Below are 15,126 nucleotides of genomic sequence, written 5' to 3'. Positions count from 1 at the left end.
AGTTATGATCTACGGGAGCGGGGCAGAGTGGCGCGAAGCCACCGCGAAACGGGTGCTGCTGTTCGGCATGTCGGGGCTGGGCAAGACCCATGTCTCCAACCTCCTGCGCGACAGCGGCGACTGGTTCCACTACTCGGTCGATTACCGGATCGGCACCCGCTACATGGGCGAGCACATCGCCGACAACTTCAAGCGCGAGGCGATGAAGGTGCCCTTCCTGCGCGAGCTGCTGCGCACGGACTCGGTCTATATTGCCTCGAACATCACCTTCAACAATCTTGCGCCGCTCTCGACCTATCTCGGCAAGCCGGGCAACCCGGAAAAGGGCGGCCTGCGCTTTGCCGACTATCTGGAACGGCAGGCCCAGCACCGCGAGGCCGAGGTGGCGGCGCTGCACGACACCCAGCGCTTCGTCCGCCGCGCAAGCGAGATCTACGGCTACCAGAACTTCGTCTGCGACTCGGGCGGCTCGATCTGCGAGGTGGTGGACCCGGACAATCCCGACGATCCGGTGATGTCGGATCTGGCCGGCAACCTGCTGATGGTCTGGATCAAGGGATCGGACGCCCACACGGACGAGCTGATCCGCCGCTTCGACAAGGCGCCGAAGCCGATGTATTACCAGCCCGGCTTCCTGCATTCCGCCTGGGCCGAGTATCGCGCCTTGAAGGGCGTGACCGAAGCCGAGGTAGATCCCGACGACTTCGTGCGCTGGACCTACGCCCGGGCGCTGGCCCATCGCCAGCCGCGCTATGCGGCGATGGCGCGCTGGGGCGTCACCGTGACGGCCGAGGAGGTCGCCGCCGTCCGCAGCGCCGCCGAGTTCGTCGAGCTGATCGCGCACACGCTGGACAGCCGCGCCGCCGCTGCCTAACCCTGCTCTCCCGCCAAGGAAGAACCATGCCCATCACCCTGCCCCAGTCCCTGCCCGCCTTCGACGTCCTCACGCACGAGGGCGTCATGGTGATGACGCCGGAACGGGCGGCGCGGCAGGACATCAGGCCGCTGCGGATCGGGCTGCTGAACCTGATGCCGAAGAAGATCCAGACCGAGAACCAGTTCGCCCGGCTGATCGGTGCGACGCCGCTGCAGATCGACTTCCACCTGATCCGGATGACCGAGCATCAGACGAAGAACACCGCGGCCGAGCACATGGCCGCCTTCTACCGCCCCTTCCAGGAGGTGAAGGCCGAGAAGTTCGACGGGCTGATCATCACCGGCGCGCCGATCGAGCATCTGGATTTCACCGAGGTCACCTATTGGGACGAGCTGTGCGAGGTGATGGACTGGACGCAGACCAACGTGCAGTCGACCTTCGGCGTCTGCTGGGGCGGCATGGCGATGATCTACCACTTCCACGGCGTCGGAAAGCACATGCTGCCGGCCAAGGCCTTCGGCTGCTTCCGCCACCGCAACGTGGCGCCGACCTCGCCCTACCTGCGCGGGTTCTCTGACGATTTCGTGATCCCCGTCAGCCGCTGGACCGAGATGCGGCAGGACGAGATCGACACCGCGCCGGGGCTGCGGACGCTGCTTGCCTCGGACGAGGTGGGACCCTGCCTCGTCGAGGATGCAAGCCACCGCGCGCTCTACATCTTCAACCACTTCGAATACGACAGCGACACGCTGAAGCAGGAATACGACCGCGACATCGGCAACGGCAAGCCGATCAACGTGCCGCGCAACTACTATCCCGACGACGATCCGTCAAAACCGCCGCTGAACAGGTGGAGAAGCCACGCGCATCTCCTATATGGAAACTGGATCAACGAGATCTATCAATCCACCCCATATGACATTCAGCAGATTGGCCGTTAGTCTCCTCATCGCCGGATCCCTTGCCCTCGGAGGCTGCGGCGCCGCCGTCTCGCAGCGCGCGGCCGACCGCGAGGCGGTGGCCGAGGCCTCCTATCCGCCGACGGGTCAGCTTCTCGAGGTGGACGGCCATACGGTCCACGCCCATGTCGAGGGGCGCGGGCCGGATCTGGTGCTGATCCATGGCGCCTCGGGCTCGACGCGCGACTTCACCTTCTCGTTCGTGGACCGGGTGAAGGACCGTTATCGGGTCATCGTCTTCGACCGGCCCGGCCTCGGCTGGTCGGATGACATCGGCCCGGCGGGCAACAGCCCGCTGGTGCAGGCGGACCTGCTGCGCAAGGCGGCGGGCCAGCTTGGGGTGCGGCGCCCGATCGTGCTGGGCCATTCCTACGGCGCCGCCGTGGCGCTGGCCTGGGGGCTGCGCGATCCGGGCAACACGGCCGGCATCGTCACCGTCTCGGGTGCGGTCATGCCGTGGCCGGGCGATCTCGGCCCGATCTATGCCCTGACCTCCAGCAGCTTCGGCTCGGCCGCCGTGGTGCCGCTGATCGCCGCCTTCGTCTCGGACCAGCGCGCCGACCGGGTGGTGGAGCAGATCTTCGCCCCGCAGGTGGTGCCCGCCGGCTATCCGGAATATTTCGGCGTCGGCCTTTCGCTGCGCCGCGAGAGCTTCCGGGTCAATGCGCGGCAGGTCACCAACCTGAAGCCCTATCTGAAGCTGATGCAGCCGAACTATCCGAAGCTGCCGGTGCCGGTCGAGATCCTGCACGGCGACGCCGACCGGGTGGTGCCGGCGGAGATCCATGCCGAGCCGCTTGGCAAGCTGATCCCGGGGTCTCGCGTGACCATCCTGAAGGGCATCGGGCACATGCCCCACCATGTCGCCGCCGACGAGGTCGGGGCGGCCATCGACCGCGTCGCCGTCCGCGCCGGATTGCGCTGACCGCGGCCTTGGCCATACTGGCGCCAGACATGGAGGAGCCGATGGACCTGCCGTTCGATGGCGCGATCAGCCGTTTCTTCCGCAAGGAGGCGCCGGAGCAGATCCGCAAGGCCATCGAGGATGCCTCGGAGGAGGAGATCCTCGACCCCGCCTACCCCTACCGCGAGGAGATGAAGAAGAAGGCCTATGCCGAGCGGATGGAGGCGCTGCAGCGCCAGCTTGTCCGGATGCAGGCCGATGTGAAATCCACCGGAAAGCGGATCGTGGTGGTGTTCGAGGGGCGCGACGCCTCGGGCAAGGGCGGCACGATCAAGGCCTTCACCGAAAACCTCAATCCGCGCGTCGCCAATGTCGTGGCGCTTCCCGCGCCCTCCGACCGCGAGGCGGGACAGTGGTATTTCCAGCGCTATGTCGACTGGCTGCCGGCGGCGGGCGAGATCGCGCTGTTCGACCGCAGCTGGTACAACCGGGCCGTGGTCGAGAAGGTCTTCGGCTTCTGCACCGAGCAACAGCGGCAGCACTTCTTCTGCCAGCTGCCGGGCTTCGAGCAGATGCTGGTCGAGGACGGCATCACGCTGGTCAAGTTCTGGCTCGACGTCAGCCAGGCCGAGCAGCTGCGCCGCTTCCTCGCCCGCGAGCAGGACCCGCTGAAGCAGTGGAAGCTCAGCTGGATCGACATCGAGGGGCTGAAGAAGTGGGATGACTACTCCGCTGCCATCCGCGAGACGCTGGACCGCAGCCACCTTCCCGCGGCGCCGTGGACGGTGCTCCGGTCGGACGACAAGCGGCGGGCGCGGATCGCGGCCATCCAGACCGTGCTGCGTGCCGTCGAGTTCGACGGCCGCGACGACGACAGGATCGGCACGCCCGATCCCGCGATCTGCGGCACCCCCGGACCGGCAGGCAACGGTCGCAGCGGGGAATGAGCAAGCGCGGCTACCATCACGGCAACCTCCGCCAGGCGCTGGTCGAGGCGGCGCTGGCACTGATCACCGAGAAGGGGCCGCAGGGCTTCACCCTCTCGGAGACTGCCAAGGCCGCCGAAGTGACGCCGGCTGCGGTTTATCGGCATTTCGCGGGACGGGACGAGCTGATCGCCGAAGCCGCCCGGCAGGGCTACGAGATCTTTGCCGCGCTGATGGACTATGCCTTTGACGAGGGGCGCCCCTCGGCGCTGGCGGCCTTCGAGGCGACGGGACGCGCCTACCTGGCCTTCGCCCGGAAGTATCCCGGTCACTACATGGCGATGTTCGAGAGCGGGATCTCGCTGCAGGCCAATCCCGAACTGGCGGCCGCGGCTCAGAAGGCGCGCGACGTGCTGGAACGCGCCGCCGCCAAGCTGTCGGAGCACATCCCGCCGGAAAAGCGTCCGCCGGCCGCCATGTTCTCGGCCCATGTCTGGGCGCTGAGCCACGGGGTCGTGGAACTTTTCACGCGCGGCGCGCCGGGCTCCAAGTCGCCCTTCCCGCCCGAGGACCTGCTGGAAGCCGGGATCGGCATCTACCTGCGCGGACTGGGCCTGCTGCCGCCGGATGCCTGAACCCCAGGCCCGGGCAGGGTCGCGAGCCCGGGGAGCGACGGTCACCGCCTGCGCCGCGTCGTCGCCGGGGCGGCGCTGCATCCTCCTTCAGGCACTCATGCTGCGCTGCCTGTGCGGGCGTGCATTGCTTTCGGACGCCCGAACGCGCCCGAGGCGGGCGCGGTCAGCGGAACAGCACGATCGCGCCGGGGCTCCACGCGACGCGGGTCCGCGCGCCGATCTCCAGCACCTCGCGGCCGAAGACGTTGCGCATGGAGAGCCGGATCGGCGCCTCGGTGCCGTCCAGACGGATGTCGTAATAGGTCATGTCGCCGTAATAGACGACCTCCTCGATCGTGCCCATGGCCTCGCGTTCGGCCTTCTGGCCCTCGAACAGGATGGTCGCCGTCTCGGGGCGGAAGCCGATCGAGGCGCCCGTGCCCGAGGCCACACCCGGCGCCTGCGAGGCATCGAGCAGCATCCGGCCCAGACCCTGGGCCTCGACCTCGATGCCCTGTGCGGTCTCGGACAGGATGCGCGCCGGCAGGAAGTTCATCGTGCCGATGAAATCCGCCACCTTGCGGGAATTCGGCCGCCGGTAGAGCGTCTCGGGATCGGCCAGCTGCGCGATTTCGCCCTCGAACATCACGGCGATCCGATCCGACATGACCAGCGCCTCCTCCTGGTCGTGGGTGACCAGAATGAAGGTGATGCCCACCTGCCGCTGAAGCTTGATCAGCTCCACCTGCATCTGCTCGCGCATCTTCTTGTCGAGCGCCGACAGAGGCTCGTCCAGCAGCAGCACCTTGGGCTTCAGGATCAGCGCCCGCGCCAGCGCCACCCGCTGCCGCTGGCCGCCCGACAGAGCATGCGCCGCCCGCGCGCCCAGTCCCCGCAGCCCCACCATCTCCAGCGCCTCGGCGACCCGGCGGTTCAGCTCGTCCTTGGGGAGACGCGCCCGGCGCAGCCCGAAGCCCACGTTCTCGGCCACCGTCAGATGCGGAAAGATCGCATAGCTCTGGAACACCATGTTGGTCGGCCGCTTGTTCGCGGGGACCCCCTCGGTATCCTTGCCGTCGATCAGCACCACCCCGGAGGAGATCTCCTCGAACCCGGCGATGGTCCTGAGCAGCGTGGTCTTGCCGCAACCCGACGGCCCGAGCAGCGAGAAGAACTCGCCCGCCCGGATCGTCGCGGTGATGCCGCGCAGGGCGTGGTAGTCGCCGTAGTATTTGTGGACGTCGCGGAACTCGATCATCGTGGGTTTCGCGGCAGCGGTCACAGGAAGCCTCCGGTATCCTTGGCGCCGGAACGGGCAAGGCCACGGCGGCGGAAATATTCGGCACAGGTGAGAAGGACGATCGAACAGGCCACGAGCACCGTGCCGAGCGCCATGATGACGGGCACCGCCTGCGGGAAGCGGAACTGCGAGAAGATGTAGATCGGCAGCGTGGGTTCCGTCCCGGCGAGGAAGAAGGCGATGATGAACTCGTCGAGGCTGATGGTGAAGCTGATCAGCAGCGCGGAGATGATCCCCGGCATGACCAGCGGCAGGATGATCAGCCGGAAGGTCGAGACCGCCGTCTCGCCCAGGTCATAGGCCGCCTCTTCCAGCGAGCGGTCGAGGCTCTGGAAGGCCGAGGTCAGGATCGCGATGGTGAAGGGCGTGCAGATCAGCACATGCCCGAGGATCACCGTCAGGATGGAAAGCTGCACGCCAAGCCCCAGCAGCACCACCAGCAGCGAGACCGCCACGATGATTTCGGGCAGCACCAGCGGCAGCATGATCAGCCCCATGATGCCGCCCTTCGCCGGAAACTCGTACCGGGTCGAGGCGCGCGCCGCGAAGATGCCGAGCGCGGTCGAGATGACCGCGGCCGATCCCGCGATGATCAGGCTGTTCTTCACCGCCTGCAGCAGCGTGGGCTGGGTCGCGGCCTCCAGGAACCACTTCGTCGTGAAGCCTGTCAGCGGAAAGGCGATCACCGTGCCGTCGTTGAATGCGAACAGCGGCAGCAGGAGGATCGGCGCATAGAGGAACAGAAGATACGCCAGCGTGTAGATGCGGAATCCGCCGCCCTTCATTTCGGCCCTCTCAGGAAACGGCGGTTCAGGAACAGGAAGATCAGGCTGACCACGGTGACGATGCTCATGGCCGACACCGCGATGGCCGACCCCAGCGGGTAGTTGTCGAGCTTGAGGTATTGCAGCTGGATCAGGTTGGCCACCATCCGCCCCTCGGGTCCGCCCACCAGTTGCGGCGTGACGTAGTCGCCGATGGTCGGGATGAAGACGATCAGCACCGAGGCGATCACGCCCGGCATCGCCAGCGGCAGCGTGACCCGCCAGAAGGTCATCAGCTTGGATTCCCCCAGATCCTGCCCCGCTTCCAGCAGCGACCGGTCGATCTTCTCGAGCGCGACGAAGATCGGCAGGATCGCGAAGGGCGCATAGGCATGGGCCAGCGTGATGACCACCGCGTTCACGTTGTAGAGGATGAAGGTCAGCGGCTCGTCGATGATCCCGAGGTTGATGAGCCCCGAGTTGATCACCCCGTTGAAGCCGAGGATGACCTTCCACAGGAACACCCGGATCAGGTAGCTGGTCCAGAACGGGATGGTGATCAGGAACAGCCACAGCGACTTGCGCTCGGGCGCCACATGGAACGAGACGAAATAGGCCACCGGGAAGGCGAGCAGCACCGTCACCAGCGTTACTGCCATGGCCACGCCCAGCGAGCGCAGCATGACCGTGCGGTAAAGCTCGTTGGTCCAGGCCTCGTGGTAGTTCGACAGTGTGAAGTCCCGGATGATCTCCAGGTAGCCGTCGGTCAGGAAGCTGTAGATCGTGATGGTGCCGAGCGGCGCCGCCAGCAGCAGGATGGCATAGAGAGCGGGCGGACCCACGAGAAGATAGCCATGAGCCGCTTCAGACCGCCTCAAGCGACTCCAGCGCGTGTCCTGCTCCATTGCGCCCCCATTACGCCAATGCCTCGAACTTCTGGCACAGGTGCGGGCGCAAGGGAAGGCTTTCGGCGCGAAACGCCCTCTGCCTTGCCCTGCGGTTGAGCATTTCCACGGGCACCGTGCCCGAACGCGAGGCCTTGGTGTCAGATCCGGAAAGTCTTTGCGATGCCGTGCCTTGCCCTCTGATCTTGATGAAGCGGATGAGAAACCTGCACGCCGGCCTTGTTTGCAAGTGCCACAACCTCGACCGTCGCCGCCGTTTCGTTGGGCAGCACGCAAAGCCTGCCGCCCTGCGCGCGTCCGCAGCACAGCAACGCGCGCCTTCCCGACCGCGCCGCGGCTTCGTTCAGGGGTTCCGGTCACGGCCCCGTGGCGCGCAATGCCCTGCGGCACGTCCCGGAAACTCGCCTTAGCCGTCGGGCCGTGATCCGATTCGACAGGTCCTCCGGGGCGATCTTCTCACACCGGCAGTTCGGACGGCGGAGAGGCCAGCAGCCGCGACAGCCGGTCCACCGCCGCCTCGAGCCTCGACCGCGCGGCATGGCCCGCGATGGCCAGCCGCACCGCATTGGGCGAGCGGCCATGCACCAGCGCATATTCATCGGCCGAGCGCAGCAGCACGCCCTCGGCCTCGGCCATGCGGGCAAAGGTCGAGGCGCGCCAACCCGATGGCAACCTCAGCCAGACGAAGGGCAGCCCCGCCTGCCAGACCAGATCATGGGCGCCCAGCCCGTTCACGATGGTCTGCAGCCGATCCGCAAAGGCCGCCTGCACTCGGCGGCGCACCTCGGCGGCCTCGCCACTGCCGAACAGTTCGAGGCACAGGTCCGAGACCGGCCGGCCGAGCGCGAAGAAGGCATGCTGCGCGGTCAGGCGCCCCGCCTCGCCCCGCCCCGTCGGACACAGGATGTAGCCGAAGCGCAGGGCCGCCGAGACGGTCTTGGACAGGCTGCCGACATACCATGTCCGCTCGGGCGCCAGCGCGCGCATCGCAGGCAGGGTGCTTTCGGCGACAGTATAGCAGTCGTCCTCTATGATCTGCAGCTCGTAGCGGCGCGCGATGGCGACGATCTCGGCCCGGCGCGCCTCGGGCATCCGGGCGGCGGTCGGATTCTGCGCCTCGGTGGTGACGCAGAGCACCTGCGGGCCGTGGCGCCGGCAGCAGAACTCCAGCGCGTCCGGGCGCAGTCCGTGCTGGTCGAGTTCCACCCCCACCACTTCGGCCCGCGCCAGCCGGGCGGCGTGGCGGAAGCCGGGATAGGCCAGTTCCTCGGTCAGCACCACTGGACGGTCGCCGCGCAGGCAGCAGAGCATGACGAGGCCGATGGCGCTTTGTCCGCCGTGGGTGAGCGCGATGTCCTCGGGCGCGATCGGGCCCAGCACCCGGTCGGCCAGCCACTGGCGCACGGCGTGGCGCAGCGCGGACTCCTCGCGCTGCGTGGGATAGTCGCGCCAGTCCGGCCCGATCCGCCCTGCCACGCGCCGCATCGCCTCGGCGAACAGCGCGGTCTGCCCGACATCCGGAAGCTGCGGCGAGCGCAGGTCCAGAACGCCGTCGTCCTCCTGCGGATCGCGCTCGACGAACAGGGCCTGAGTGGGCCCGAGGCGCGGTTCCGCGGCAGCGACGAAGGTGCCCCGTCCGACGGTCGCGGCAAGCAGCCCCTCCTGCGTGGCCATCTGATAGGCGCGCGAGACCGTCCCCGGCGTCACGCCCAGCCTCCAGGCCAGATCCCGCACCGTGGGAAGCTGCTCACCCGGCGTCAGCGCCCCCTCGCGGATCGCCTCGCGCAGCGCCCGGGTCAGCCCGAGATACTTCGGACCGGGGAACTGCGTCAGGTCGGGATGCCATATTGTGTCAGTCACAATGTTCCTCTGGAGCCGGTTGTTCCCACATTGTATAGTCACATTACTTGATACGGCTGATTGTATCAATACAAAAGGTGCTCCGATGACGCGCGCAATCCCGCAAACTCCGCCTGCCGTCCTCAATCTGAACCGCCCGATGCCGCCGCTGGCGCGTGTGCTGTTCGACCTCGGACTTGTGGTGCTGCGGTGGGAAGAGCGACGCCTGACGCGCCTCGGCCTCTCCCGGCTGGATCCGCATCTGCTGCGCGACATCGGGCTGACCCGCCGCGCGGCCGAGATCGAGGCCTCGAAACCCTTCTGGCGACCCTGATACCGCCACCCTTTCCCCATGACTCGGCCGGGCCCTGCCCGGCCGTTTTTTTATGTCCGGCACAGGGCGCCGGGGCAGTCGGCCAAAATAGCAAAAGGCCCGCTCGGAGAGCGGGCCTTTCCGGCGATCGAACGATCGGATCAGCGCTTCGAGAACTGGAAGCTGCGGCGGGCCTTCGCCTTGCCGTACTTCTTCCGCTCGACCACGCGGCTGTCGCGGGTCAGGAAGCCCGCGGCCTTCAGCGCACCGCGCAGCGAGGGTTCGTAAAGCTGCAGCGCCTTCGAGATGCCGTGCTTCACGGCACCGGCCTGGCCCGAGAGGCCGCCGCCGGCGACGGTCGCCATCACGTCGAACTGGCCTTCGACATTGGCGACCTTGAACGGCTGGCGCAGGATCATCTGCAGCACCGGACGGGCGAAGTATTCGCTCATCGGCTTGCCGTTGACGGTGACCTTGCCCGAGCCCGGCTTGATCCAGACGCGGGCGACCGCGTCCTTGCGCTTGCCGGTCGCATAGGAGCGGCCGAGCGCATCACGCACCGGCTCGCGCGCGATGGTGGCTTCGGCGACCGGGGCGTCGGCCACGACCGATTTCAGATCGTCGAGGGATTTGATGTCGGCCATGACTTACGCGCTCCGGGTGTTCTTCGGGTTCAGCGACTTGATGTCGAGAACGGTGGGCTGCTGCGCTTCGTGCGGATGCTCGGCGCCGGCATAGACGCGGAGGTTGGTCATCTGCTGGCGGCCAAGGCTGTTGCGCGAGATCATGCGCTCGACGGCCTTGATCACCACGCGCTCCGGATGGGCGCCATCGAGCACCTGGGCAGCGGTGCGGAACTTGATGCCGCCCGGATGGCCCGTGTACCAGTAGTAGCGCTTGTCGGCGCGCTTGTTGCCGGTCATCTGCACCTTGTCGGCGTTGATGATGATGACGTTGTCACCCATGTCCATGTGGGGGGTGAAGGTCGGCTTGTTCTTGCCGCGCAGGATGTTGGCGACGATCGTGGCGAGACGGCCCAGAACGACGCCCTCGGCGTCGATGAGGATCCATTTCTTCTCGATATCCGCCGGCGTAGCGGTGAAGGTTTTCATCGGGAATCCCTGGAATGGAGCGGAGGCGCAGCCCCCGCGAATTCGGATGCGGCTGTGTCTTGCATTTTCCGCCACGGGTCAAGGGCCTGACGCAGCAAATAATCCTTGCTCCTCAGCCACTTGCAAAAACGGTATCTTGGTACCCCATCGGCAACCCGCTGCGCAGGGCGGAAAACACCGCCCGACCGAGTCTGCGGCGGCCGGCCTAGCGCAGGATCGGCGGATTGTCCGGGTCCATTCCCGGCGGAACCGGGACATGTTCCTCGCGCAGTTCCGGCGCCGGGGGCGCAGGAAGATCGAACCGCAGTCCCACGCGGGCAATCGCGACGGCCGCGGGCGCGTCCTCGTCAAGGAAAGCCACGTCGAGCGCCCCGGCCTCAACGCCCGAGAAGGTCAGCGCCTCCGACACCGCCCGGGCAAGTGCCGGACGGGCGCCCTCGACTGCGGCGATGAAGGCGAGCATGTGCCCCTCGCGGTCGTCGGCATAGCGCACGGCGGCGAGAAGCGCGTGACCCGCCAGCCCACCTGCCCGCGCCAGCTTGGCGTCAAGCGCCTCGACCAGCGCCTCGGACAGCTGCGGAGGCTGGAAGCTCACCGGGCGGGCTTCCGCCTCGGACGGGGCATGGCCGATCGTCTCGGCCAGCCAGTCCACTGCCTCGGGCGGTAGAAGCATCGCCGAGGGCGCATCGCCGAGATTGACCCCCAGGCCGATCCCCTGCCCGGCCAGAAGACCGGCAATGACCCGCCCCGGCAGCGCCGCATAGGGCGCGGGCATCCCGGTGAAGGCCGACAGCCGCTCCTCGAGGTCGAAGACCAGAACCACCGGGCCATCCTCGAGGTCGAAGACCTGCGGCGTCAGGGTCTCGTCCTCGGGCTCGCGTTCCAGCAGCAGGAACAGCTCGCCATCCGCCAGTCGGCCGTAGAACCGCAGCCGGGCGGCATCGTCGCCGGGCGCGGCATCCATGGCGGCATGCGCCTGATCGAGCGGGGTCATGAGGTTGTCCTTCACACCTGAACGCGGGATGCACCCTCCCTAGTGCCTCGACCCGCAGCGGGCAAGCGCGGCAGGTCGTCGTCATCGCGTGGAGGGGGTGAAGGGGGCGTCCGCAAAGGGGAAGTCGAAGAAGCGAAGGGGCGGCTCGCTCCCGCCGCCCCTTCGACTTCTTGTCATAATGGAATTGGTAAGCGAATGGATACGTTCAAAAGTCTGGGCACTACTCTTAGTGATAATGTGTTTTAACTTCTGTATCCGCCGGGCCGCTGCGTCAATGTTTCCTTCACCCTTTAGCCAAAAGTGCAACCGAGAGCCGGTTGCCGCACAACCACAGCGATACCTGACGCCTCAATCGCACTCGTCGGCGGATTGTCGCGCGTGAAATGGGGGCAAGGCGCCGGGTGCTGTCCCCGAGGCCGCCCGGGCAGCGATTCGACCGGAAACTCGGCGCCGTTTCGCCGATATGAGACAGTCTCGATTGCGCTTGCCCGCCGATGCGATCTTGGACACAGTCTCTGGGCGCCGACTTTAGTCGCATAGCCATGCCGGCACCGGAGCCGGGCGCCCCTTTCGATGGAGAGACTTGACGAATGCGTTTCATTCCCACGACCCTCAAGGACGCCGTCCTGATCGAAGCCGAACCGCGTGACGACCACCGCGGCTGGTTCGAGCGGACCTTCTGCGAGGAGGAGATGGCGAAGGCGGGTCTGGCAACCCGGTTCGTGCAGCACAACAGCTCGTTCAACCATGCAGCCGGAACCCTGCGCGGCATGCATTACCAACGCCATCCGCATGCCGAGGTGAAGGTGATCACCTGCACACGCGGCCGCATCCAGGATGTCATCATCGACCTGCGGCCGGACTCGCCGACCTACATGAAATGGGAAGGCTTCGACCTCAGCGCCGGCGACCATCGCCAGCTCTACATCCCCGAGGGCTTCGCCCACGGCTACCTGACGCTCGAGGCCGGCACGGCCGTGTCCTACCTCGTCTCCACCGCCTACACGCCCGGCGCCGAAGGCGGCGTCCGCTGGGACGATCCCGCCTTCGGCATCCGCTGGGACGGCGAGATCTCGGTGATATCCGAGAAGGACGCCGCCTGGCCCGACTATACCAGGGCGTGATCCTCGACGGGGCGCGAGAGACCGAACTCGCGCTCCATCTCCTCGTAGAGCGCGTCGATCCGGCGGCCTTCCGGCAGGCGCACGTCCCGGAAGGTCAGCGCCCGGTCCTTCGGCACGTCGTGAAGCAGCACGCCACCCTCGGCAAGGCCCATGGGCAGAAGGCGTTCGGCCACGACCGCATCCATGTTGTCGGCCTGGCCGTAGATCGTGAAGCCGCCGATGCCGTCCAGCACCTCGCCCGCCTTCAGGTCGCGCTTGGCCACCGCGACCACCCCCACCTGCGGCGCACCGACCGGCGCAAGTGCTGCGTCGCCGAACAGCACGGCCCGCGCGATGGTCATCGGCACCTCGAAATGGCAGAGGTGATAGGGGGTGTAGAACAGATAATACGGCCCCTCGCCCAGCTTGTAGAGGTTCAGGTAGTGCTTCTGCCGCGGATCGTCATGCGTGCCGATCACGAAGACGCCCGGCCCGGGCCGCGCGCCGACAATGTAATCGACGATGCCCGGCCCCTCGGGATCGAGATGGGGCGCGAACATCTGGACGTACTCCTCCAGCGGCCTGAGCGGCAGCGTCGGGTTCTTGCCGGTCGGGTCGATGCCGATCATCCCGCGCTTCGCCACCCGCATGCCGGTGCCGTTGGCCACGATCGCCTGCTCGTAGGAGATCTTGGTGCCGTCCGCGAAGGAGGTCACCATGTGGACGTTCTGGCCCCATTTCTCGGCAAAGCCGCGCTGCGTCTCGGGCGTGCGGTATTCGTCCTGCAGCGCCTTGATATTGCCGGAAAGGACGGGTTTGACCCCGATCCCCTTCACGAAGCGGATCAGGTTCATCTGCACGCCAGGCTGGTCGCCGTCGCAATTGGTGATCACCACCCCGGCCGCATCGGCCTTCCGCTTCAGCAGCGGCCCGACGGTTCCGTCAAGCTCGGCATTCATCAGGATGACATGCTTGCCCGTGGCGATGGCCGCCTCGACTGCGAGCAGCGCATAGTCCATCGAGCCCGTGACCTCGACGATGGCCTCGATCCCACGGGCCACACCGATCAGGGCGGGATCGTCGGTCACCACCGGCTCGCCCGCCACGATGGCGGCCTCGATCTCGGCCTGGGTGGTGGCGATGCGGACCGCCTCGCCGGTGCGGCTGGCCTCGAAGGCGGCGACCGCCTGCGAGGTGCGCCGGGCGGCAATCGCCACCAGCTGCATCCCCGGCACCGACTTCGCGATCTGGAGCGCGATCCCCGAGCCCATGAAGCCCGCGCCGACCATGCCCACGCGGATCGGGCGCCCCTCGGCCGCCCGCTTCGCGAGCGCGGTGTCGACGATGATCATGCGACCTCCTCGACCACCGGGTTGGCCCAGTAGAGCTTGTCGTCCAGAAGCTTCGAGGCACGCAGGCGCATCAGCATCTTCAGCCGGGTATAGGGCTCCGAGCGGAACTCCTCGGGCGTCATGTCGATGCGCTCGAAAACCTGCCGCATCTGCCGCGCCCCGCGCTCGGCGGTCCATTCGCAGCGGAACTCGGGCAGGACGCGCTGGATCTTGTCGAAGTTGACACGATACGAGCGGTTGTCGGCCGAGGCCTTGCCCACCTCCAGCTCGCAGCCCGGGAAGGTGTCGGCCACGATGCGCGCGATCTCGATGACGCGGTAGTTCTGGTCGTTCGAGCCCACGTTGTAGCACTGGCCGCGGATGGCATCCGCCGGCGCGGTCAGCGAGCGCCACACCGCCTGGCACATGTCGAGCGCGTGGACGAGCGGCCGCCACGGCGAGCCGTCCGACTGCAGGGTGATCTTCTTCGTCGTCCAGGCCAGCCCGCAAAGATCGTTCAGCACGATGTCGAAGCGCTGGCGCGGGCTTGCGCCGTAGGCGGTCGAGTTGCGCAGGAAGCAGGGCTCGAAATCGTCGCCCGCCATCTTCGTCAGGTCCTGCTCGACCTTCACCTTGCACTCGGCATAGGCGGTCTGCGGATTGACCGGGCTCGTCTCGTCAAGGATCTGGTCGGGCTGGCCCACGCCATAGACCGAACAGGACGACATGTAGACGAAGCGCTTCACGCCGGCCTTGCGTGCCGCCTCGGCCAGCTGGACCGAGCCGCCGTGGTTGATCTCGTGCGTGAGGCCCGGCGACTGCTGGCCCAGCGGATCGTTCGAAAGCTCCGCCAGATGCGCCACCGCGTCGAAGCCCTGCAGATCCTCGGCGGTGATCTGGCGAATGTCCTTGGTGATCACCGCCGGCCGCGGCGCCGAGGTCGGATAAAGCCAGCCCTTCCTGTAGAAGCCGGTGTCGAGCCCCACCGCGTCGATGCCCTTTTCCAGCAGATAGGGTCCGAGCAACGCGCCGACATAACCGTCGGCCCCGGTGTAAAGCACTTTCAGAGGCATCAAATTCTCCAATCAATCCGAGCCGGCAGCCGGCTTCTTCTTCAAACGAACCCCGACGGCCCCACTGAGGCGGCAACCGCCATCGGCATCGGGACCGCAGGCCTGCTCCCGC

At 67.0% G+C, this 15,126-nt stretch carries 16 protein-coding genes; 7 read left to right on the top strand and 9 right to left on the bottom strand.

The window, feature by feature from the left end; genetic code table 11:
* The first annotated feature begins 4 nt into the window (after positions 1-4).
* Genes CK951_RS07675 through CK951_RS07655 form a run of 5 tightly spaced genes read left to right on the top strand, consistent with a single transcriptional unit; the run spans position 5 to position 4,301 of the window.
* Entirely contained in the window at positions 5-874 is an 870-nt protein-coding gene (locus CK951_RS07675; RefSeq protein WP_096785590.1) for an ATPase, read from the top strand.
* Positions 875-900: 26 nt separating this feature from the next.
* Entirely contained in the window at positions 901-1,818 is a 918-nt protein-coding gene (gene metA / locus CK951_RS07670; protein WP_096785589.1) for a homoserine O-succinyltransferase, read from the top strand.
* Complete coding sequence (locus tag CK951_RS07665; RefSeq protein WP_198402421.1) at positions 1,808-2,761, top strand: alpha/beta fold hydrolase; 954 nt, start codon at positions 1,808-1,810, stop codon at positions 2,759-2,761. Before metA ends, CK951_RS07665 begins: the two co-directional genes overlap by 11 nt.
* A gap of 41 nt (positions 2,762-2,802) precedes the next feature.
* The gene (gene ppk2, locus CK951_RS07660; RefSeq protein ID WP_096785587.1) at positions 2,803-3,687 is read left to right on the top strand and encodes a polyphosphate kinase 2; all 885 of its coding nucleotides are present in this window, start codon (positions 2,803-2,805) and stop codon (positions 3,685-3,687) included.
* Positions 3,684-4,301, top strand: coding sequence for a TetR/AcrR family transcriptional regulator (locus CK951_RS07655; RefSeq protein WP_096785586.1), 618 nt, complete (start codon positions 3,684-3,686; stop codon positions 4,299-4,301). Before ppk2 ends, CK951_RS07655 begins: the two co-directional genes overlap by 4 nt.
* A gap of 163 nt (positions 4,302-4,464) precedes the next feature.
* On the opposite strand, the gene CK951_RS07650 is transcribed toward CK951_RS07655, so the two are convergent.
* The 4 genes from CK951_RS07650 to CK951_RS07635 all read right to left on the bottom strand — a co-directional run bounded on the left by CK951_RS07650 (position 4,465) and on the right by CK951_RS07635 (position 9,109).
* Positions 4,465-5,562, bottom strand: coding sequence for an ABC transporter ATP-binding protein (locus tag CK951_RS07650; protein WP_096785585.1), 1,098 nt, complete (start codon positions 5,560-5,562; stop codon positions 4,465-4,467).
* Positions 5,559-6,365 carry an ABC transporter permease gene (locus CK951_RS07645; protein WP_096785584.1) on the bottom strand — a complete coding sequence of 269 codons (807 nt, stop codon included), beginning with the start codon at positions 6,363-6,365 and terminating at the stop codon, positions 5,559-5,561. The genes CK951_RS07650 and CK951_RS07645 overlap by 4 nt, the downstream gene beginning before the upstream one ends.
* Complete coding sequence (locus CK951_RS07640; protein ID WP_096785583.1) at positions 6,362-7,249, bottom strand: ABC transporter permease; 888 nt, start codon at positions 7,247-7,249, stop codon at positions 6,362-6,364. The genes CK951_RS07645 and CK951_RS07640 overlap by 4 nt, the downstream gene beginning before the upstream one ends.
* A gap of 456 nt (positions 7,250-7,705) precedes the next feature.
* Positions 7,706-9,109 (bottom strand): PLP-dependent aminotransferase family protein, encoded by a 1,404-nt coding sequence (locus CK951_RS07635; RefSeq protein WP_096785582.1) that lies wholly within the window; start codon positions 9,107-9,109, stop codon positions 7,706-7,708.
* A gap of 85 nt (positions 9,110-9,194) precedes the next feature.
* Between CK951_RS07635 and CK951_RS07630 the strand changes: the two genes are divergently transcribed.
* Complete coding sequence (locus tag CK951_RS07630) at positions 9,195-9,422, top strand: DUF1127 domain-containing protein (protein ID WP_096785581.1); 228 nt, start codon at positions 9,195-9,197, stop codon at positions 9,420-9,422.
* Positions 9,423-9,562: 140 nt separating this feature from the next.
* On the opposite strand, the gene rpsI is transcribed toward CK951_RS07630, so the two are convergent.
* The 3 genes from rpsI to CK951_RS07615 form a co-directional block, all read right to left on the bottom strand.
* On the bottom strand, positions 9,563-10,045 hold the full coding sequence (rpsI, locus tag CK951_RS07625; protein WP_096785580.1) for a 30S ribosomal protein S9: 483 nt from the start codon (positions 10,043-10,045) through the stop codon (positions 9,563-9,565).
* Positions 10,046-10,048: 3 nt separating this feature from the next.
* Positions 10,049-10,513: a 50S ribosomal protein L13 gene (rplM, locus tag CK951_RS07620; RefSeq protein WP_096785579.1), complete on the bottom strand. Its 465-nt coding sequence runs from the start codon at positions 10,511-10,513 to the stop codon at positions 10,049-10,051.
* 205 nt (positions 10,514-10,718) lie between these two features.
* Complete coding sequence (locus tag CK951_RS07615) at positions 10,719-11,507, bottom strand: SseB family protein (protein WP_096785578.1); 789 nt, start codon at positions 11,505-11,507, stop codon at positions 10,719-10,721.
* Between the two features lie 590 nt (positions 11,508-12,097).
* On the opposite strand from CK951_RS07615, the gene rfbC reads away from it, so the two are divergent.
* Complete coding sequence (rfbC, locus tag CK951_RS07610) at positions 12,098-12,631, top strand: dTDP-4-dehydrorhamnose 3,5-epimerase (RefSeq protein WP_096785577.1); 534 nt, start codon at positions 12,098-12,100, stop codon at positions 12,629-12,631.
* On the opposite strand, the gene CK951_RS07605 is transcribed toward rfbC, so the two are convergent.
* Both CK951_RS07605 and CK951_RS07600 read right to left on the bottom strand, forming a co-directional pair.
* On the bottom strand, positions 12,616-13,962 hold the full coding sequence (locus tag CK951_RS07605; RefSeq protein WP_096785576.1) for an NAD(P)H-dependent oxidoreductase: 1,347 nt from the start codon (positions 13,960-13,962) through the stop codon (positions 12,616-12,618). The two genes, rfbC and CK951_RS07605, sit on opposite strands and share 16 nt — an antisense overlap.
* Positions 13,959-15,014 (bottom strand): SDR family oxidoreductase, encoded by a 1,056-nt coding sequence (locus CK951_RS07600; RefSeq protein WP_096787195.1) that lies wholly within the window; start codon positions 15,012-15,014, stop codon positions 13,959-13,961. Before CK951_RS07600 ends, CK951_RS07605 begins: the two co-directional genes overlap by 4 nt.
* Positions 15,015-15,126: the final 112 nt, after the last annotated feature.

This window comes from Rhodobacter sp. CZR27, assembly GCF_002407205.1.
Taxonomy (GTDB): Bacteria; Pseudomonadota; Alphaproteobacteria; order Rhodobacterales; family Rhodobacteraceae; genus Cereibacter_A.
Note: the sequence above shows the minus strand (reverse complement) of the source record. Positions and strands in the feature narration are given on the sequence as shown.